Here is a 19,327-nt window from a genome sequence, read left to right on the forward strand (position 1 = left end):
GTATTTTCGTCGCCTACCAATTCCTCAAACCGGCGCACTCGCGGCGGCGGAGAGTGGTCTGCGCCTGTTGACTCAGGCCGCGATAGAGAAGCGGACGCTCCGGAGTGGTTTCCGGCTCCCAGGCTTGTTCATCCGTCTCGTGAGTTGGGAATGGCAGCATGACAGCTGTCACCATCTGCACCAGGAAGGGTTCAGGAGGACGGGAGTTCGGGGGCCCGATTTGCCGCACCGAGCGATCTGAGCCCCGTCGAGACGGTGTTCGAACTCCTCCTGTTCTTTGTTTTCAGGCATGTAGCCGCGCGGTAGACAGTCGCCATGAGCCCGCCCCCTGCGACCGACCTACGTGACCGATATGCCGACCAGGAAGCGAAGCTAACCCTTCTTCGAACGGTGCTGGCCAGCGAGGAGAGTGGCCAATTCGGACCTCGCAAGGATGTCCTGTTTTCGGCCATCCAGACTTCGCAGATGCCGATGATCCTCACCGATCCGCATCAGCCCGATAACCCGATCATCTTCGCCAATCGTGCCTTTGCGTCACTGTCGGGCTACTCGGCCGACGAACTGATCGGCAAGAACTGCCGCTTTCTGCAGGGTACCGACACGAAGCCGGAGAATGTCGCCAAGTTACGCGACGCCATAGCCGCGCGCGAACCGATTGCGATCGACATCGTCAATTACCGGCGGGACGGGACTAAGTTCATCAACGAGCTGTACGTAAGCCCCGTCAACGATCCCGACGGAAACCTGCTGTATTTCTTCGGTAGTCAGGTCGACGTCACGACCTTCAGGTCGGCAAGCCAGCAGCTACTGTTGAGCGGTGAGAAATATCGCTCGATCTTCGAGGCCATCGATGAAGGCTTCTGCGTCATCGAATTCATCGACGGCCCGCATGGCCCGTTGAGCGATTATGTCCATCTCGAAGCCAATGAGGCGTACGCACGCAATGCAGGCATCACCGACGTCGTGGGTCGGAACGTTCGCGATCTATTTCCGGACGAGGCGGATAGCTGGGTCGCCGTCTTTGGCGAGGTGCTGCGGACTGGCGAGCCGGCTCGCTTCGAACGCGAACTTGACGCTACCGGGCGCCATCTGGAACTGTCGGCTTTCCGCATCGAGCCTGCCGGCAACAACCAGGTCGCGGTCCTGTTCAAGGACGTCACCGCGCGCCGCCAGACGGAGAACGAACTCCGTGAATTGACCATACGCCTCGACGCGCTGGTCCGATCATCGACCGAGGTCCGCTATCTCATCAACGCGGACTGGACCGAGCTGGCAGAATTGTCCGGTGGCGGCTTCCTGGCGGATACGCCCGCGGCAAACGCCAACTGGCTCAACGACTATGTCCCGCCGGAAGGCCGGGATGCCGTGCGGGCCGAGTTCGAGCGTGCGATCGAGGCTCGCGATACATACAGGATCGAACATCCGGTCTACCTGGCCGACGGATCGCTCGGATGGGCCCAGGTTCAGGCCGTGCCGCTGTTCGACGATCATGGTGAAATCACCCATTGGTACGGCGCGGCATCCGATATCACCGACCGTCGCAAGGCGGAAGCCGAGCTCCATGAACTGGCGGTCGAACTCAGCCATCTCAACGGCACACTCGAAGCGCAGGTTGCCGAGCGTACAGCCGAACGCGACCGCGTCTGGCGTCTGTCGCGCGACATGCTGGGCGTTGCCGATACGCAGGGACGCTGGACGAGCATCAACCCGGCATGGTCGCGTATCCTTGGCTGGAGCGAGGACATGTTCATCGGACGGACGTCCGAGTGGCTCGAGCATCCCGACGACCATGAGAAGACTCGCGCCGAGGTGGCGCGGCTCGCGGCCGGCTTGGAGACTGCTGCGTTCGAGAACCGCTTCCGGCACCGGGACGGGACCTATCTTTGGCTGTCCTGGACCGCGGCGCCGGAGAACGGTCTCCTCTATTGCGCGGGGCGTGATGTCACCGCCGAAAAGGAGCGTCAGATCGAGCTCGACGCGGCGCAGGATCAGCTTCGTCAGGCGCAGAAGGTCGAGGCGGTGGGGCACCTCACGGGCGGCGTGGCGCATGACTTCAACAACCTCCTCACCGTCATCCGTGGGTCGGTCGATCTTCTGCGCCGGCCCAACCTGACTGAAGAACGCCGCGAACGCTACATTCAGGCGATTGCCGAAACGGCCGATCGCGCGGCCAAATTGACGAATCAGCTGCTGGCCTTCGCGCGCCGCCAGGCTCTGCTACCGGAGTCTTTCGACGCCGAGGAGAGCGTTCGGGTGCTGGCGGACATGGTGCGGACGCTTGCCGGTTCGCGCGTCGAGGTCGAACTAGAGTCGGCGTCCTGCCCCTGCCATATCCACGCTGACCGCAACCAGTTCGACACTGCGATCATCAACATGGCGGTAAACGCGCGCGATGCGATGAATGGCGACGGGCGTCTTACCATCTGTGTCGAGTCGGTCGACGGCATGCCCTCAGTGCGGTCGCACCAGGCCATTGCCGGCGACTTCATCGCCATCTCGCTCACTGATACGGGCGAAGGCATTTCCGCCGATCGTATCGATCATATCTTCGAGCCGTTCTTCACGACCAAGGATGTCGGGAAAGGAACCGGGCTTGGCCTCAGCCAGGTGTTCGGCTTCGCCAAGCAATCGGGCGGCGAGGTCATGGTCGAAAGCGAGGTCGGCACCGGCACGACCTTCACGCTGTACCTGCCGCGCATGATGGGAGAGCAGACCGCGATCGTTCGCGACGACACTCCCCGGCAGGTCGCGTCGGGTGATGGCGCCTGCATTCTCGTCGTCGAAGACAATCCACAGGTTGGCGAATTTGCCCGGTCGGCCTTGGCCGAACTCGGCTACACCACGGTGCTCGCCAAGGACGCCGCCCATGCGCTCGGCGAACTGGAAGCCGCGGCCGACCGGTTCGACGCCGTCTTCTCCGATGTCGTCATGCCCGGCATGTCAGGCATCGAATTGGGTCAGGCGATACGGATCCGATATCCCGGCCTGCCGGTGGTACTGACCAGCGGATACAGCAACGTGCTCGCGCAGGACAGCAGCCACGGGTTCGAGCTGATCCATAAGCCCTACTCGATCGACCAGTTATCGAGTGTGCTACACCGGGTCATCGCGATGCGGTGATGCTATCATCTGACGGGGACTTGCACCGAGCGGGACGTGCCCTTGCCTGTTTCGTTGCTACCGACAGTGCGCCGTACTGCCAATATTCACCACCGCATTGAGTCATATATTGGACAAGAGGTTCGGATAGCAGGCAAAATCTGCGCGTTGCCTGTCGTTAGAGAGGTGGTAGTGGACCACTGGCGCACCTCCCAAGACAGAAACCGGACCATTGGCAAACCTCGACGAGTTCAACGATTCCGAGCAGCACCGGCTGGCGGCGTTGGCGTGCTACGACGTGATGGACTCGCCACGCGAACGGTCGTTCGACGAGCTGGCAGCGCTTACTGCCAAGCTCTGCGATGCCCCCATTGCCGTCGTGAACCTGGTCGGGGACGGACGGCAGTTCTTCAAGGCGGAAGTCGGCCTCGGCGTGCGCGAGACGCCGCTCGAAAGTTCGTTCTGCGTCAAGGCGCTGCTGGAAGACGATCTCCTCGTCGTTCCCGACCTGACCAAGGATCGCCGGTTCGACTGCAATCCCCTGGTCACCGGGGACCCGCACATCCGTGCCTATGCCGGCGCGTTGCTCAAGACCGCGGACGGACTGGCGATCGGGACGCTCTGCGTCCTGGATCATCGTGCGCGGGAATTTACCGAACTCCAGCAGGAGACGCTGCTCGTCCTGGCGCGGCAGGTCATGGCACAGCTCGATCTGCGGCGCACCGTCGCGGACCGCGATCGCCGCTACGACGAGCTTCAGGTCAGCCGGGAGCAATTGACCCACAGCGACGCGCGCTATCGTACGCTGTTCGATTCCATCGAATCCGGGTTCTGCATCGTCGAGGTCGACCTTGGCGATGCAGCAGCACCGATCGATTACCGCGTCATCGAGGCGAACCCGGCCTTCTATCGCCAGACCGGCTTCGTCGAGGCGGTCCGGGGCCGTTGGTTGCGCGACGCAGTCCCCGATCTGGAGGAGCATTTCTACGAGATCTACGGACGGGTCGCGCGGACCGGCGAACCGGTTCGCTTCGAGGAGGGCTCCGCGGCGCTAGGTCGCTGGTTCGACGTCTACGCCTTTCGCGTTGGCGATGCGGTCGATCAACGGGTCGCGATCCTGTTCAACGACATCTCCGCCCGCCGTGCGGCGGAGGATGCATTGCGCGACCTCAACGAAACGCTCGAGGATCAGATCGACAAGCGAACCGCCGAACGCGATCGGATGTGGGATACCTCGCCCGACCTGATGCTGATCATCGATTTCAACGGCGTCTTCCGTCGGGTGAATCCTGCATGGACGACGGTGCTTGGCTATAAGCATGACGAGCTGGTCGGACGTCATGTCAACGAGTTCGTCCTTCCAGATGATCACCAGGACACGGTCGACGCCTATCAGGCTGCGAAGGCTGGCGAGCAGCCCCATATCCAGAACCGCTATCGCCACAAGGACGGCTCGTTCCGATGGATCGCGTGGGTTGCCGCGCCCGCCGGCGACCTGACCTATGCGACGGGTCGGGATATCACCGCGGAGAAAGCGCGCGAGGCGGAACTCGCGCATACCCAGGATCAACTCCGCCAAGCGCAGAAGATGGAGGCGGTCGGTCAGCTTACCGGCGGGCTCGCGCATGATTTCAACAATCTGCTGACCGGCATGATGGGCAATCTCGAGTTGCTCCAGATGCGCGTCGCACGTGGGCGGCTCGACGATCTCGACCGCTTCGTGCTGGCGGCGCAGGGCGCAGGACGGCGCGCGGCGTCGCTGACACAACGCCTGCTGGCATTCTCGCGACGCCAGACGCTCGATCCGAAGCCCACCGAGGTGAACCGGTTGATCGCCGGCATGGAAGACCTGCTCCGCCGGACGGTCGGGCCCGCGATCGATATCGAGGTCGTCGGTGCGGGCGGTCTCTGGCCTGCCTGCATCGATGCGGGCCAGCTGGAAAACGCTCTCCTCAACCTCAGCATCAACGCCCGCGACGCCATGCCCGACGGCGGGCGACTGACGATCGAGACCGCCAACAAATGGCTCGACGATCGCTCGGGCCGCGAACGCGATCTGCCGCCCGGCCAATATCTGTCGATCTGCGTCACCGACACCGGCACCGGGATGAGTGCGGAAACCATCGAACGCGCGTTCGAACCGTTCTTCACGACCAAGCCGCTCGGCGAGGGTACCGGCCTGGGCTTGTCGATGATCTACGGTTTTGCCCGCCAGTCCGAGGGTCAGGTCCGGATCTATTCCGAGCTGGGGATCGGAACGACGATCTGCATCTATCTGCCGCGCCACCACGGCGATGCCGGTCTGCCTGAGCAGGAAGCCGCAATCGCTACCGCGACGACCGTGGGCAGAGGAACCGTTCTGGTCGTCGACGACGAGGCGACCATCCGTCATCTGATCGACGAGGTTCTTGGCGAAGCGGGCTACACCGTGATCGGTGCGGCCGATGGTGCAGCCGGGCTCAAGATGCTGCAGGCGGGGACCCAGATCGAACTCCTCATCACCGACGTCGGGCTGCCCAACGGTATGAACGGGCGCCAGGTCGCCGATGCCGCGCGATCGTTGCGGCCGGGTCTGAAGGTGCTCTTCATCACCGGCTATGCCGAGAACGCCGCAGTCGGAAACGGCCATCTCGAACCCGGCATGGAGCTGTTGACGAAGCCGTTCACGCTGGAAGCGCTGACGGCCAAGGTCGCCGGGATGATGAAAGACGCCGCACGCTCTAGCTAGGATCGTGCGGGCATGGCGCTATCGTCTGGCTGCAATCGCGCGCGCCACCTCACCGACGTCGCGCGCAACCAGCGTCGGCTGCGGAATGCCGTCCAGGACGAGGGGCGCGTTCACGCCGCGCGTGACCAAGGCCGCCTTCCATCCGAACGCCTGCGCACCGATCGTGTCCCATGTGTGTGCCGCGATCAGCCAGGTCGTGTCTGGTGTGGCCTTCATGGTGTCCTGTACCAGTTGGTACGTTGCCGGCGTCGGCTTGAAGCGCTGCACGGTATCGACCGTAAACCGCTGGTCGAACATCGACCCCAGACCTGCTCGGTCGAGCACATCGGGCCCGGAACTGTTCGGCGAGTTGGTAAGCGTGACGATCGAGAACCCGGCGTCTTTCAACACGGCCAGACCGACAGCGACATCGGCGTGTACCGGCATATCCGTCATCAGCGCACCAAGCTGACGCACATGATCGTCCGTCACCGCGACGCCGTGGATCTGGCCAAGCATCCGCAAGACACCGCCGCCCAGTTTGCCGAACGGGACGTAAGGCCCAGCCAGCGACAGCGCCTCCGAATACAAGATCAGCTGCGCAAACCATTCCCGCATCCGACCGGGGGCTGCAAAAATGTCGGCGAACAGAGGCTCGAGAATGCTTATATCGAGCAACGTCTCATTGACGTCGAATACGATCAGCGACCGATCGGTCATTTTGCGTCGGTCCCCGGGAAAGCGGTTCAGCATGTACCCTCACCCAACGATCGTCGGACGTGTCCCGATCCATGATCCACGGTCGATCGACATCGCAACCTCCTGATCTTGTGGCACAATCAGCACAGTTCGGGGTTAGACCCCTGCGGGCCGAATGCATCGACCCGCCCGTTCAACACCGAACACAGGAACTGCAATGTCGGGCAAGGTCGTCATCGTCACGGGGGCATCGCAAGGGTTGGGAGAAGGCATCGCCCGCGGCTACCGCGAGCGCGGCTGGCGCGTCGTCGGCGTGTCGCGCAGCATCGCCCCCGCGGATGAGCCCGACTGGCTCACCGTGGCAGGCGACGTCGGTGATCCGGCGACTGCGGAAGCGGTAGCGGCCCGAACACTCGACCGGTTCGGCAGGATCGACACGCTGGTCAACAATGCCGGCGTATTCATCGGCGAGGCGTTCACCGACTATTCCGATGAGCAGTATCGACAGATCCTCGCGACCAACCTCGATGGCTTCTTCCACATGACGCGGCACGCGCTGCCCGCGATGGTGCGCAATGGCGGCGGTCACGTCGTCCAGATCGTTACGACGCTTGCCGAGCACGCCAACGCAGAGTTTCCTTCGGTCCTCGCCTCACTGACCAAGGGAGGTCTCGCCGCTGCAACGCGCAGTCTGGCGATCGAATATGCCGCGCGCGGTATCCGCGCGAACGCGATTTCGCCCGGGATCATGGAGACACCGATGCATCCAGCCGAGACGCGTGCCACGCTCGGCGGATATCACCCGCTTGGCCGAATGGGCACCGTCGCCGACGTGGTGCAGGCCATTCTCTACCTGGAGGACGCCAAGTTCGTGACTGGCGAAATCCTGCATGTGGACGGTGGGCAGGTTGCGGGTCACTAGAACGCCGGTCGAGAGACGGTCCGGTTGCCGCTAGCAAGCGCGGCGCCCGCGATCCTCGACGAGTTGGCTTGGATCAAGGCCATCGCGGATCGTCACGGTGTGAGCATGAAGGCCGCCGGTCTCCAGTTCCCGCTGGCGAACCCGGCGGTGGCAGCCGTCATTCCCGGTGCCAGCCAGCCGAGCAGGCTCCCCGAGATCATACCCCGCGCATTCTCGCAGGACGTTAGTCATGCTGGTCTGGTCGATCCTGGCTAGGACGTGGCGTCGCGCGGATCAGATCCGATCAGATCGCCTCGAACGCCAGCGTCACGGTGAAGCTCGAATACGCATCCGCTGCCCCCGGCGTGGCCGCACGGTACCGCACGAGCACCAGATACCGTCCCGGATCAGACGGCGTCAGCGTCACCTTGCCGGCCTTGTCGCTGTTCATCGTCGCGACCTGCTTGCGTCCGTCATAGAACCCCGCCTCGCGGAACAGCGTCACGGGTTCGCCGGCGAGCGGCTTGCCCTCGTACAGGATTTCGAACGCGGCCGCTGAACCCGGCGCGTAGCTGCTCGGATCGGCGAGCGGGTGGATTTCCAGCGCTTTGCCGCGCGCCGCCAGCGCACCCGAGGCGCCCGGCTTGCCGCGCACCACATACGCGTCCGCCAGCGTGGTGCTGCGCACGTCGACTGCCGTTGCGCCGGCCGGTGGCGTCTTGCCCTCGCCCACGATCGTCCAGGTTTCGCCGGTTCGGTACATCTTGCTCAGACGGCCGATCCGCTGCCCCGACGATAGCCGGTACACACCGTCCGCCGGTAGCGCGGCCTCGACGATCGCCTGGTCCGTGGTCAGCGTCGGTGCGGCCAGCTTGGCGGTCTTTCCATCGGGGCCGGTGATCTCGAACGGCGCGTCCTTCATCGCGATCTCGGGCCGGAAGGCGTCTTCGGTGAACGATGCCTGGAGCGTGACGCGATCACGTCCCGCCGCGTCGAATACGCTCGGCAGCACATACGGCATATGCGCCGCCGACGGCCCCGACACGAGGGCAAGTGCGGTAGCGATAGCAGGAGCCAGAGCCCCCGTCGCTCGCGCCGTCCGCCAATTTCCCCTGGTCTTCGTCATCACGATGCTCCTTTTCGATGGCACTTGATAACGAGAATGATTCTCACTAGCAAGCCGCCAGACCGTGGGGACAACGAACATGATATTGACCAAATTACTGGCGGGCATCTCGCCGATTGCCCTGATGATCGGCGGCGCCGGCCCTGCCGCTGCAGAGCCCGCTCTCGCAGAAGCTGCGCCCGCTTCGGCTGCCGATAAGCCGACTGCCACCGCGCCTGCCGCCGAGCCGGAGGGTCAGGACAAGGTCATCACCGTCACCGCGACGCGCACCGAAAAGGCGGTGGAGGACGTGCCCGCGACCGTGTCGGTGATCGACGCGAAGACGATCGAGGATCGCTTCATCTCCGACATCAAGGATCTGGTGCGCTACGAGCCAGGCGTCACCGTCCGCCGCGCGCCGTCGCGCTTCACCGCCGCCGGATCCTCGACCGGGCGCGACCGCGACAGTGGGTTCAACATCCGGGGGCTCGAGGGCAACCGCGTGCTGATCACCGTCGACGGCGTCCGCGTGCCCGACGCGTTCAGCTTCGGCGCGCAATCGGTGGGTCGCGGCGATTACGTCGATCTCGACCTGCTCAAATCGGTCGAGATCCTGCGCGGCCCCGCCTCCGCGCTCTACGGCAGCGACGGCGTCGCGGGCGCGGTCAGCTTCATCACCAAGGATCCCCGCGATTTCCTGGCCGACGGCAAGCTGGTCGGCGGCGGCCTTCGCTCGAGCTACGATTCCTCGGACGACAGCTGGACCAACGGCTTCGTGGTCGCAGGGCGCACCGGCGATATCGAGGCGATGGTCGCCTATACCCGCCGCGACGGTCACGAGACCGAGACCAAGGGCAGCAACGACACCCCAACCACCGACCGAACGACAGCGAACCCGCAGGACATCGAGTCCAACGCGCTGCTCGGCCGCCTCGTCTGGGCGCCGAACGATGCCAACCGGTTGCGCCTGACCTACGAGCATTTCTCCTCCGTGGTCGACACCGATGTGCTCAGCGCAATCGCCAAGCCTCCACTCGCGGCAACGTCAGTGATCGGGCTCACCGCGCACGACACGACAGAGCGCAACCGCGGCACGCTCGACTATCGCTACATCGGCGCCCCCCTGATCGGCGGCATCGTCAGCGGTATCCGCGCCGCCGGCTATTACCAGAAGAGCCTCACGCTCCAGGCCGCGGCGGAGAACCGCAACACCGCAGCCGATCGCACGCGCATCAACCGCTTCGACAACGAAGTGTACGGCGGCACGCTGCAGCTCGAAAGCCGCGCCGCGACCGGGCCGTTGACGCACCTGTTCGCCTATGGCGCCGATTACTCGCACACCCGCCAGACGGGTGTGCGAGACGGCACCGTCGCGCCTGCGGGCGAAGTCTATCCGACCCGTGCCTTCCCGACGACCGACTACACGCTGGTCGGCGTGTTCGCGCAGGACGAGATTGCCATCGCAGACGGCCTGCTGACGCTGTTCCCGTCGATCCGCTACGATCACTACAAGCTGAACCCACAGAACGATCCGCTGTTCACGACCTTCGTACCGCGCGAGCAGAGCGGATCGAAGGTGACGCCGCGGATCGGCGCGGTCGCCAAGCTGACCGAGGGCGTCCGGCTCTTCGCCAACTATGCGCAGGGCTTCAAGCCGCCCGAGCCGAACCAGATCAACAACGGCTTTGCCAACATCACGCAGAATTACCGCTCGGTCCCCAATCCCGACCTCAAGCCCGAGACGAGCAACAGCGTCGAGGGTGGCATCCGGTGGAGCGGCACGGGCTGGTCGCTGAGTGGAACCGCGTTCAGCAGCCGCTTCCGCAACTTCATCGACCAGGTCCAGGTCAGCGGCGCCTTCACCGCGGCCGACCCGGCGGTATACCAGTATATCAACCGCGGCCGCGTCAAGATCGAGGGACTGGAAGCCCGCGGCGAGGCGCGCCTGCCGATCGGGGTCGGCGTCCGCGCCGCGGCGTCCTACGCCAAGGGCACGATGCGGACGACCGGTGTCGCCGGCACGCAACCGCTCGACAGCATCGAACCCGTCAAGGTCGTCGCAGGCGTGTTCTACCAACCCGAGGCCGGGCCGTTCCGCGCAGAGGTCATCGCCACGCACTCCGCGGGCAAGAAGGTCGGCGACACCAACAACAGCTGCAACACTGCGGCCACCAGTTGCTTCACGCCGTCAGGGTTCTGGATCCTCGACGCCACCGCGTCGCTGCGCGTGATGGATCATGCGACGCTGCGCGCGGGGATCTTCAACATCACCGACAAGAAGTATTTCTGGTGGAGCGACGTCCGCGGACTGACCTCGACCTCGGTCGTCCGCGACGCTTATTCGCAACCTGGCCGCAACGCCGGGCTCTCCTTCTCGCTCAACCTGTGAGGCCTTTGATGTTCCGCTCCCTTCTTCTCCCGACCGGGCTGACGCTGTCCGTGCTCCCCGTCGTGCCGACGATCGCCTCCGCGCAGACGCAGGCCATCTACGGCGACCAGGCCCGCGATCACGCGTCGATCCTGGCGATGGCCGGCACCTTCAAGGTGACGTTCGACATGCGCGAGACGACGCCGCTGGTCGCGGGCTACACGCCCTACCCTGCCAAGCTCAGCGGCGGGCACGAGGTCGTCCGCGCGATCGTCGACACGCCCGACCACGTCGTGCTCCAGCATCTGCTGGTCGTCACCGACGGCAACGCCAAGACGATGGTGATCAAGCACTGGCGACAGGACTGGACGTGGCAGCCGTCGACCGTGCTTGTCTACACCGCGGCAGGCCGCTGGACGCTAAGGCCGCTGTCGGAAGCCGAACGGCGTGGCGCTTGGTCGCAGACGGTGTGGCAGACCGACGATTCCCCGCGCTATGGCGGAATCGGTCGCTGGCGCTACGACGACGGCGCCACCCGCTGGACCAGCGACGAGACCCGCCGCCCGCTGGCGCGTCGCGATGCGACCCGGAATCCACCCTATGATCACTATATCGGCAGCAACCGTCACGTGCTGACCACCGCGGGCTGGGTCCACGAGCAGGACAACGCCAAGATTGGCATCAAAAACGGCAAGCCCGCCACCTACGTCCACGAATACGTCATCAACACCTACACCCCAGCGACCGATTTCGCGGTGGCGGCGGCGGACTCGTATTGGGCGAAGACGAAGGACTATTGGGCTGCGGTCCGCACCCACTGGGACAGCGCGATCGCGAAGCGCTCGGGCGTGCACGTCGCGGAGGACGCGTCGAACGGATCGGCTACGGGTCACCAGTTGATGCTGCTCGCCGATGATATCGCAGCAGGCGACACCGCTCAGGAGTCCGGAAAGGCGGAGGCCGAAGCATTGGTTAAGCGCGAGACCGGGACATAATCCAGGGCTCCAACCCCAGCCACCGATGGCAACGAAATGGGCTTTCAAGGGATTTGCGTCCCTCAGACCATTGGTTGCACCGGTGGCCCACAGGGTCTCGATACGAACCGGAAGGCCGCAACGAACCTTGTCACGATGTCCGGCACCGTCTCGCTGGTGCTCGTCGGCGTGCTTCACGCGGCAAGGCTCAGACGCTGGTCGCGGCTATCGCTGACGTACCAGGCCCTCCCGTTGGCACGCCAACATGTCAGTCGGCAGTCATCACGGACAGCAGGTCATCCACGTCTCCCACGGCAAACGCCGAATACTCGTCGCCGATCGCATAGGGCAGCAAGATGCGGCGATCCCGGATCAGCGCACCGCAGCTATAGGTCACGTTCGGCACATAGCCCCCGCGTTGTTCCGCGCTGGGAAACAGCAGCGGCGATGCCGTGCGGGCGAGCACCTTCGACGGATCGTCCTTGTCGAGCAGGCAGGCACCGATGCAATATCCCCGGACCATGCCGACGCCGTGCGTGAAAACCAGCCAGCCCTCGTCGATCTCGATCGGTGATCCGCAATTGCCCAGCTGCACGAACTCCCAGGGGTATTTCGGCGCCATGATCGGCGTTCCGGTCTCCCACGTGTAGAGATCGTCCGATCGCAGCAGCCAGATGTTCTCGCTGTCCTGGCGGCCCAGCATCACGAACTGGTTGTCGATCCGTCGCGGGAACAGCGCCATTCCCTTATAGCCGGTCATGGCACCGGCGAGCGCCCTCATCTCGACCCGGCGCAGGTCGACTCCGCGCAGGATTTCCTGACGCGCGTCCTTGCCGTCGAACGCGGTGTACGTGCCGATGACGCTGCGGACCCCGTCGTGATCAGTGAAGTTGACCAGCCGCAGATCCTCGATGCCCTGTCGCTGGCTCGGCAAGACCGGGAAGATGACGGTCTCGGACGCGTCCCGGCTGTCTTCGCAGAGCAGACGGACCCACCCATCATCCTGCCGCTCGATGCGCGGCGGGACGCCGTGTGCGCTGGCCGGATCGATCACCAGCCGATCGCCCGGTCCCCACTCGCCGGTGCGGAACGTGATCGACGAGATATGACCCTCGCCGATGCCTCGCAGCGACATGACGAAGCGAACCGCGCCCGGTACCGACGGCTCTTCATGCGTCAGGGAAACGATGCTGGGGTTGAAGAGCGCGGCGGACTCGAACGCGTATTCCTGGCTGAAATAGGCGCCGATGATCAGCCGTTCGTCCTCGTTGAAGTCGCCGTCCCCTATATCCTGCCGTACCTCATCGAAACGACGCAGCAGGACCTGCTCGGCGTTGCGGTGGCGCTCGCGCATGGGGGTGAGCAGCAGATCGCGCATCCTTTGGCGCATCGTATCGTCCAGCGCCTGGACGCGGTCCACGACGACCTGGCTGCGTGGCGGGCGGTCCGCCTCGAACGCTTTCGGATAGCCGAAGCTGAACGGCCGGATCACCGTGCGCGACGGATCGGGCTTCAACTCGACATCCAGCGTCGTGAAGACATCGGCAGCGTTCATCGGCAGCGGCATCGGCATCGGCCCTTCAGTCATGCTCGCGAAAGGACGCTCGCGGGCATAACTGAGGTAACGATGCCGAGCCGCACCCGATCCCAGGCGGGCATGCATAAGCTGGTCTTCGCCGCTGCCAGCAGCGTCAGAACGCCTTCGGCACGCCGGTTGTCGGTCCGCGAACCAGTGCGATCATCGCGCCTTTACGAACCGTAGCGTGAACCGGTCGCTCTCGCCGATCGCAGCATATTTCGCGCGATCGACGTCCTTCAAGCGATAGCTCGGCGGCAACGTCCAGACGCCTTCCGGATGATCGTGGGTATCCTTGGGGTTGGCGTTGATCCGCGATTCTGCGGCAAGCGCGAAGCCGGCCTCCTGCGCCAGCCGAACGACCGTCGACCTCTTGATGTAGCCGCTCGTCTTCTCGCGCGCCGTGTCCATTTCCTCCGGCAGGCGATGATCGACGACGCCGAGCACGCCGCCTGGCTTGAGCGCCGCATAGAACGCCTTGAACACGCGGCCCGCGACGGCGGGGTCGTCCTGCATCAAGAGGTTGTGGACGTTACGGAACGTCAGCAGCACATCCGCGCTTCCCGCCGGGATCGAGGACGCTCCGGTCTTGAAGTCGATCGTCGCGATCTGCGTCACGCCGTACTCCGCGGTCTTCGCGGCAAAGGCGCTGCGGGTGCGCTCGGCCTGCGCGGTCGGCACCAGCGCGACATAATGCCCCCGGCCCTTGACCAGCGGCGCGAGGATCTCGGCATACCAGCCGCCCGCCGGCAGGAATTCGACGATCGTCTGTGTCGGCTTGACGCCGAAAAAGGCCAAAGTCTGCGCCGGGTGACGATAGCGATCGCGCGCACGGTTCGCCGGCGTCCGCGTGGGCGATGCGAGCACGGCAGCGATGTCCTTCGAGGGGGCAACGGATTGTGCCCCCACCCCGGTAGCGCCAAACGCGACGATACAGGTCAAGGCGGCGAGCAGTCGGTTCATAGCGTTACACTCCCTGAGCGGTTCTTCGGCGACAATGCCCCGCACGAGCCGATCACACAATCTCAAGAGCCTTGGCTGTTTCCGGGACACCCAGCATCGCCCAACGCCTTTTGTGAGCGACATTTTTAATGGCAGATCCAGGTAGTGGCTTATCACTTCGACGAACCCCGTTCTGGACGGCCCGGATGAGCTAGGGGGCATGCCAACTGCGGACATTCGGTAAGCATACGCAAACGTACCGCTCATCCCACAGTCATGCGAAACCGACAGAAAGCCGCCCTTAATCAAGCCCGGAGGCCGGGAAAGAACGGTGAAATTGGAATGGTGGCGGAGCGGGTGGGATTCGAACCCACGATACGCTTTTGACGTATACTCACTTTCCAGGCGAGCGCCTTCGACCACTCGGCCACCGCTCCGCATTGCTCTGGAAGCGGGTCTGCTAGTGCGGGTTTCGCGCGCGCGCAAGCGATTGCGTGCAGGGACGGCCTCGGGCAGTCTGCGGGGATGTTGAATATCCTTCTCGCCGCCATGCTTGCGCAGGCCGTTCCGGCCGCCGCGACGCTCCCGTCCGATCCGGTTGCGGCGGACTGGGTCGCGGTGCCGGACGACGAACTAATGGTGTTCACGCTGGCCAATGGGCACCGGTTCACGGTGCGGCTCGCGCCTAGCTATGCGCCGGTGCACGTCGCGAACATACGCAAGTTGGCGCGTGCGCATTGGTGGGATGCGGGGACGAGCGTGTACCGCGTTCAGGACAATTACGTCGCGCAGTGGGGCGATGCGACGGAGAAGAAGCCGCTTGTCGCTGGCGTCGTGGCCAACCCGCCGGCGGAATACTCGCATGCCGGGTCGACGACGGTGGCGCGGCTGTCGCAGCGCGATCCTTATGCGGAATGGGCGGGGTATAGTCGCGACGGGTGGCCGCTCGCGGGCAATAGCGCGACCGAGTGGGTGCCGCATTGCTACGGGATGGTCGGCGTCGCGCGCGATCTCGCACCCAGCACGGGGAGTGGCGCTGAGCTGTATACCGTGATCGGGCATTCGCCGCGTGCGCTGGACCGGAATATCGCGGTAGTCGGGCGCGTGATCGACGGGGTCGAGTGGCTGTCGTCGCTGCCGCGCGGGACGGGGGATCTGGGGTTCTACAAGACCGAGGGGGAGCGTAGCCCGATCGTGTCCGCACGCCTCGCGAGCGAACTGCCCGCCGCCGAGCGACCGCATTTCGAATACCGGTCGGCGGACAATGCGCGGTTCGTGGCGTGGATCGCGTCGCGGGAGAACCGGGCGGGGCCGTTCTTCACCGTGCCTGCCGGGGGCGCCGACATCTGTGCCGCGCTGCCCCCGGTGCGGAAAGCGCCCTAGCGGATGACGGGAGGCTTGCCGAACAGGCCGGCGTTATAGTCCTCGATCGCGCGGACGATCTCTTCGCGGGTGTTCATGACGAAGGGGCCGTGGGAGACGACGGGTTCGCCGATCGGGTCGGCGTGGCCGTAGAGGATCGTGGCGGGGGCCTCGGTCGTGACGGTGATCGTGTCGCCCTCGTTGCCAAACGTGGCGAGGTGGTGCGGCTTGATCTGCGTGCCGTTGGCCTTGGGGGCGCCGGCGACGACGTAGAAGAAGACCGCGCGGCCGGTTGGGGCTGGCAGGTCGAGCTTGGCGCCGGCTTCGAGTTCGACGGTCATCATCGCGACGTCGGTCAGCGATTCGAACGGGCCCTGTCGTCCGGCGAACGTGCCGGAGATCAGGTTTACGGTGCCGCCATCGACCGGGATCGCGGGAATGTCCTCGCGCTGGAGGCCGGTATAGGCGGGCTTCGTCATCTTGAGCCGGCCGGGGAGGTTGACCCAGAGTTGCAGGATCTCGAGCGGGCCGCCGTCGCGCTTGAACGACGCCGGCGAGATTTCCGCGTGGATCAGGCCTGAGCCTGCGGTCATCCACTGGACACCGCCCGCGCGGATGACGCTCTCATGGCCACCGCTGTCGAGATGCGCCATCTCGCCCTCGAGAATGAAGCTGACCGTCTCGAAGCCGCGGTGCGGATGCGGGCCGAACGGGAGGCCGCTGTTGCCGGGACGATAGGTCTGCGGACCGTGATGATTGAGGAACAGGAACGGATCGACCTGCGGCAGGCCGGGACCCGGTAGCGGGCGTCGTGTCACCAGGTCGGCGATGTCGTCGCGCTGGGCGGGATACTGGTTGAGGACGTAGCGCATGTCAGGACGCCTCGCGGTCGGCGGTGGTGGGCCGCGCGATGTCGGCGAGCAGGTCGTCGATGCCGGCCACGAGGAAGTCGAGCGTGCGCTGGTCGGTCAGGCGACCGTCGGCGATCTTCTCGTGCACGGCGCCGACGACAGCTTGTGGGCGCAGGACGGTGCGGGCGCCGATCGACGCCAGCGTCTCGTTGAGTTGCGCGTGGGCGCGCGCGCCGCCGACTGCGCCGGGCGACGAGGTGAGCGTGAAGACCGGCTTGCCCGTGAGCGTCGCCTTGCCATGCGGGCGTGAGGACCAGTCGAGCGCGTTCTTCAGGACGCCGGACATGCCGTGGTTGTATTCGGGGGAGGCGATGACGATCCCGTCGGCAGCGCCGATTGCCGCGCGCAGGGCTGCGACGGCGGCGGGGGGCGTGTCGGTGTCGGCGTCTTGGTCGTAGAGGGGTACGTCGTTCAGCGCGAAGACCGTCAGCGCGGCCTTGTCGGTGATCGCGTCGCCAAGCGTGGTCAGGATCGCGGTATTGTACGAGCCGCGGCGCAGGCTGCCGGAGATCGCGAGCAGGACGGGAAGGGCCATGGGAATTCCTTTAGCGTATTGAACGATGAATGGATCCTCCCCCGCCAGGGGGAGGTGGCTGGCGCTTGCCAGACGGAGGGGGAGGAAAGGGAGAACTGCTGTTCCGTGTCCTCCCCCTCCGTCACCTTCGGCGCCACCTCCCCCTGGCGGGGGAGGGTCGTGGAGCGCCGGTGGCCCCCTGACCTCACCAGTCGAAGCGGTAGCCGGAGATTGCGGTTTGCAGCACGCGCTCGTTGTAGACCTGCGTACCGGGCTGATCGGAGGCGCCGGCGGCGACCATCAGCGGGAGGAGATGCTCTTCGCGGGGGTGCGAGAGGCGGCCGGCGGGGGCTTCGGCCCACCCGGCTAGCGCTGCCGCTCGGGCGGCTGGTTCTGCCTCGACCGCCGCAGTGAGCCACTGGTCGAAAGCTTCGGACGGCGCGGTGAAACGCGGGTCGCCGTAGCCGCGCATGTTGTGGAAGCTCATGCCCGAGCCGACGAGCAGGACGCCTTCGTCGCGCAGCGGGGCGAGTGCGCGGCCGGCGGCGGCGTGCAAGGTAGGATCGAGATCGCGGTCGACGGACATCTCCACGACCGGGATGTCGGCGTCGGGGAACGCGACCTTCATCGGGATGAAGACGCCGTGATCGAGGCCGCGGGTCGGGTCGACAATGGCAGTCATGCCGGCACCGCGGAGCAGGTCGGCGGCGCGGGTGGCCAAGGCGGGATCGCCGGGCGCGTCGTAGCGGATCTCGTAGGTATGCGCCGGGAAGCCGCCGTAATCGTAGATCAGCGGCGGCGTTGCGGCGCCGGTGAACGCGAAGCCGCGCGTTTCCCAGTGGCCGGAGACGACGAGGATCGCCTTGGGCTTCTCGGGCAGCGAGGCGGCGATCGACCGGAGGTACGCGGCCATGCCGGTCCAGGTGCCGGCGGGGTCGTCCATGAAGAAACAGGGCCCGCCACCGTGCGGGATGAAGAGCGTTGGCTGGCGGGTGTGTGTCATGGTCTCGAGGTAGGCGGCGGTGGCGGCGACCGGAAGGCCGCGAATGGCAACGCTGCGTTGCCGGTTGGCGCGGCGGTCAGGTCCAGTAGAGAATACGGGCCTGCGGAAGCTTGGCGGCGATCTCATCCTGGAAGAAGGTGCGGAGCGCGCGCATCGTGTCGGCGTCGTAGACGTATTTGACCGAGCCGAACTTGGTGCGCTTCTCGGTGCGGTTGGCCATGCTGAGATCGAGCGACGAACCGGGGTACCAGGTTTCGAGCACCGCCTTCGATCCGGGGGTGTAGCGATGCGTGATCAGCTCGATCGTCACGTCGGGCACGTCGGCGAGCACCTGGCCTGCCTCCGCCAGCAATTCACCATACGCCTCGCGCCAGCCCTCGGCGGCGATGATCGGCGCGACTGTCAGGCCGATCCTGTAGCCCGCGTCCGCCATCTTGCGCAGCGCCAGCAGCCGCGCGGCGACGGGGCTCGTGCCGCCTTCGAAGCGTGCATAGGCGGCGGGATTGATCGAGGCGCGCATGCGGGTGCGGCCGCGGTGGTCCAGACCCAGCAGTGGGTCGACCGCATCGAACTTGGTGGTGAATCGCAACTGCACGTCCGCCTCCCATGCGCCAAAATGCGCGATCAGCGCGGAGAGCGATCCGGTGACGTGCTCGATGCCGAGCGGGTCGGTGTAGCATGAGGCCTCGAACGTGGTGCCTTCGTGCGCGCGGGCAGTCGAGCGCGAGGTGACGGTGCCCTGGCCGAGATGTGCGGGGAGTTCGGCGAGGATCTCCGGCAGGTTCGCGTAGACGCGGGTTATGGGCGGCCCTTTGAGCGAGCCGGCGAGGTAGCAATAGCCGCAATGCGCGGGGCAGCCTTCGGCGAGGTCGATGCGCCAGTCGGCGCTGGGGGCGATCGGCTGAAGCTTGCGCTTCGAGGGTGGCGCGACGACCAGTGCGAGCGTCGCCTTGGCTTCGGCATAGGCGCGGCGGGAGTCGTCGGGGAAGTCGAGCTTGAGGCGGTCGCTCGGCAACGTGGTGACCGGGACGCCGAGCGCGGTTGCGCGCGCGGCAATCTCGGCACCGTGCTCCCAGGTCAGCGCGGACGGGGTCGCGAGCAGTCGCTTCGGCTGCCAGAGTCGGGAGGGTTTGGGCGCTGGCATCGAACGACAACGCGCGCCTTCA

General features: G+C 65.4%; 15 protein-coding genes and 1 tRNA gene. 7 read left to right on the forward strand and 9 right to left on the reverse strand.

Annotated elements, in window-relative coordinates:
• Nucleotides 1-315 precede the first annotated feature (315 nt).
• Nucleotides 316-3,120, forward strand: coding sequence for a PAS domain S-box protein (locus ASE82_RS20295; RefSeq protein ID WP_056063490.1), 2,805 nt, complete (start codon nt 316-318; stop codon nt 3,118-3,120).
• A 211-nt stretch (nt 3,121-3,331) separates the two neighbouring features.
• A complete protein-coding gene (locus ASE82_RS11980) occupies nt 3,332-5,827 on the forward strand; it encodes a PAS domain S-box protein (protein WP_435368541.1) in 2,496 nt (831 codons plus the stop codon).
• 18 nt (nt 5,828-5,845) lie between these two features.
• Here ASE82_RS11980 and ASE82_RS11985 read toward each other — a convergent pair whose 3' ends face one another.
• The gene (locus tag ASE82_RS11985) at nt 5,846-6,526 is read right to left on the reverse strand and encodes a haloacid dehalogenase type II (RefSeq protein ID WP_056064635.1); all 681 of its coding nucleotides are present in this window, start codon (nt 6,524-6,526) and stop codon (nt 5,846-5,848) included.
• A gap of 196 nt (nt 6,527-6,722) precedes the next feature.
• On the opposite strand from ASE82_RS11985, the gene ASE82_RS11990 reads away from it, so the two are divergent.
• Together ASE82_RS11990 and ASE82_RS11995 are read left to right on the forward strand one after the other, a co-directional pair.
• Entirely contained in the window at nt 6,723-7,427 is a 705-nt protein-coding gene (locus ASE82_RS11990; RefSeq protein WP_056063492.1) for an SDR family NAD(P)-dependent oxidoreductase, read from the forward strand.
• Between the two features lie 24 nt (nt 7,428-7,451).
• Nucleotides 7,452-7,682: an aldo/keto reductase gene (locus ASE82_RS11995; protein ID WP_056063495.1), complete on the forward strand. Its 231-nt coding sequence runs from the start codon at nt 7,452-7,454 to the stop codon at nt 7,680-7,682.
• 28 nt (nt 7,683-7,710) lie between these two features.
• On the opposite strand, the gene ASE82_RS12000 is transcribed toward ASE82_RS11995, so the two are convergent.
• Nucleotides 7,711-8,532, reverse strand: a complete 822-nt coding sequence (locus tag ASE82_RS12000) for a DUF4198 domain-containing protein (protein ID WP_082441482.1) — start codon at nt 8,530-8,532, stop codon at nt 7,711-7,713.
• A gap of 79 nt (nt 8,533-8,611) precedes the next feature.
• On the opposite strand from ASE82_RS12000, the gene ASE82_RS12005 reads away from it, so the two are divergent.
• Both ASE82_RS12005 and ASE82_RS12010 read left to right on the forward strand, forming a co-directional pair.
• On the forward strand, nt 8,612-10,900 hold the full coding sequence (locus tag ASE82_RS12005) for a TonB-dependent hemoglobin/transferrin/lactoferrin family receptor (protein ID WP_235524685.1): 2,289 nt from the start codon (nt 8,612-8,614) through the stop codon (nt 10,898-10,900).
• An 8-nt stretch (nt 10,901-10,908) separates the two neighbouring features.
• Nucleotides 10,909-11,874 carry a DUF6607 family protein gene (locus tag ASE82_RS12010; protein ID WP_056063498.1) on the forward strand — a complete coding sequence of 322 codons (966 nt, stop codon included), beginning with the start codon at nt 10,909-10,911 and terminating at the stop codon, nt 11,872-11,874.
• A 247-nt stretch (nt 11,875-12,121) separates the two neighbouring features.
• Here the strand turns inward: ASE82_RS12010 and ASE82_RS12015 are convergent, their stop codons facing one another.
• From ASE82_RS12015 to ASE82_RS12025, 3 genes are all read right to left on the reverse strand, one after another.
• Nucleotides 12,122-13,408: a glycoside hydrolase family 130 protein gene (locus tag ASE82_RS12015; protein ID WP_056064644.1), complete on the reverse strand. Its 1,287-nt coding sequence runs from the start codon at nt 13,406-13,408 to the stop codon at nt 12,122-12,124.
• A 183-nt stretch (nt 13,409-13,591) separates the two neighbouring features.
• On the reverse strand, nt 13,592-14,392 hold the full coding sequence (locus ASE82_RS12020) for a class I SAM-dependent methyltransferase (protein ID WP_056063502.1): 801 nt from the start codon (nt 14,390-14,392) through the stop codon (nt 13,592-13,594).
• A 325-nt stretch (nt 14,393-14,717) separates the two neighbouring features.
• Nucleotides 14,718-14,808: transfer RNA gene (locus ASE82_RS12025), tRNA-Ser, on the reverse strand.
• A gap of 88 nt (nt 14,809-14,896) precedes the next feature.
• On the opposite strand from ASE82_RS12025, the gene ASE82_RS12030 reads away from it, so the two are divergent.
• Nucleotides 14,897-15,754: a peptidylprolyl isomerase gene (locus tag ASE82_RS12030; RefSeq protein WP_056063506.1), complete on the forward strand. Its 858-nt coding sequence runs from the start codon at nt 14,897-14,899 to the stop codon at nt 15,752-15,754.
• Here ASE82_RS12030 and ASE82_RS12035 read toward each other — a convergent pair.
• The 4 genes from ASE82_RS12035 to ASE82_RS12050 form a co-directional block, all read right to left on the reverse strand.
• Complete coding sequence (locus tag ASE82_RS12035) at nt 15,751-16,605, reverse strand: pirin family protein (RefSeq protein WP_056063509.1); 855 nt, start codon at nt 16,603-16,605, stop codon at nt 15,751-15,753. The genes ASE82_RS12030 and ASE82_RS12035 overlap by 4 nt on opposite strands.
• A gap of 1 nt (nt 16,606) precedes the next feature.
• Nucleotides 16,607-17,179, reverse strand: a complete 573-nt coding sequence (locus ASE82_RS12040; RefSeq protein ID WP_056063511.1) for an NADPH-dependent FMN reductase — start codon at nt 17,177-17,179, stop codon at nt 16,607-16,609.
• Between the two features lie 184 nt (nt 17,180-17,363).
• On the reverse strand, nt 17,364-18,161 hold the full coding sequence (locus ASE82_RS12045; protein ID WP_056063515.1) for a DODA-type extradiol aromatic ring-opening family dioxygenase: 798 nt from the start codon (nt 18,159-18,161) through the stop codon (nt 17,364-17,366).
• A 76-nt stretch (nt 18,162-18,237) separates the two neighbouring features.
• Nucleotides 18,238-19,305: a spore photoproduct lyase family protein gene (locus tag ASE82_RS12050; protein WP_056063518.1), complete on the reverse strand. Its 1,068-nt coding sequence runs from the start codon at nt 19,303-19,305 to the stop codon at nt 18,238-18,240.
• Between the last annotated feature and the right edge of the window lie 22 nt (nt 19,306-19,327).

Origin of the sequence: Sphingomonas sp. Leaf230, assembly GCF_001421745.1 — a bacterium.
In the GTDB taxonomy this organism is placed as follows: Bacteria; Pseudomonadota; Alphaproteobacteria; order Sphingomonadales; family Sphingomonadaceae; genus Sphingomonas.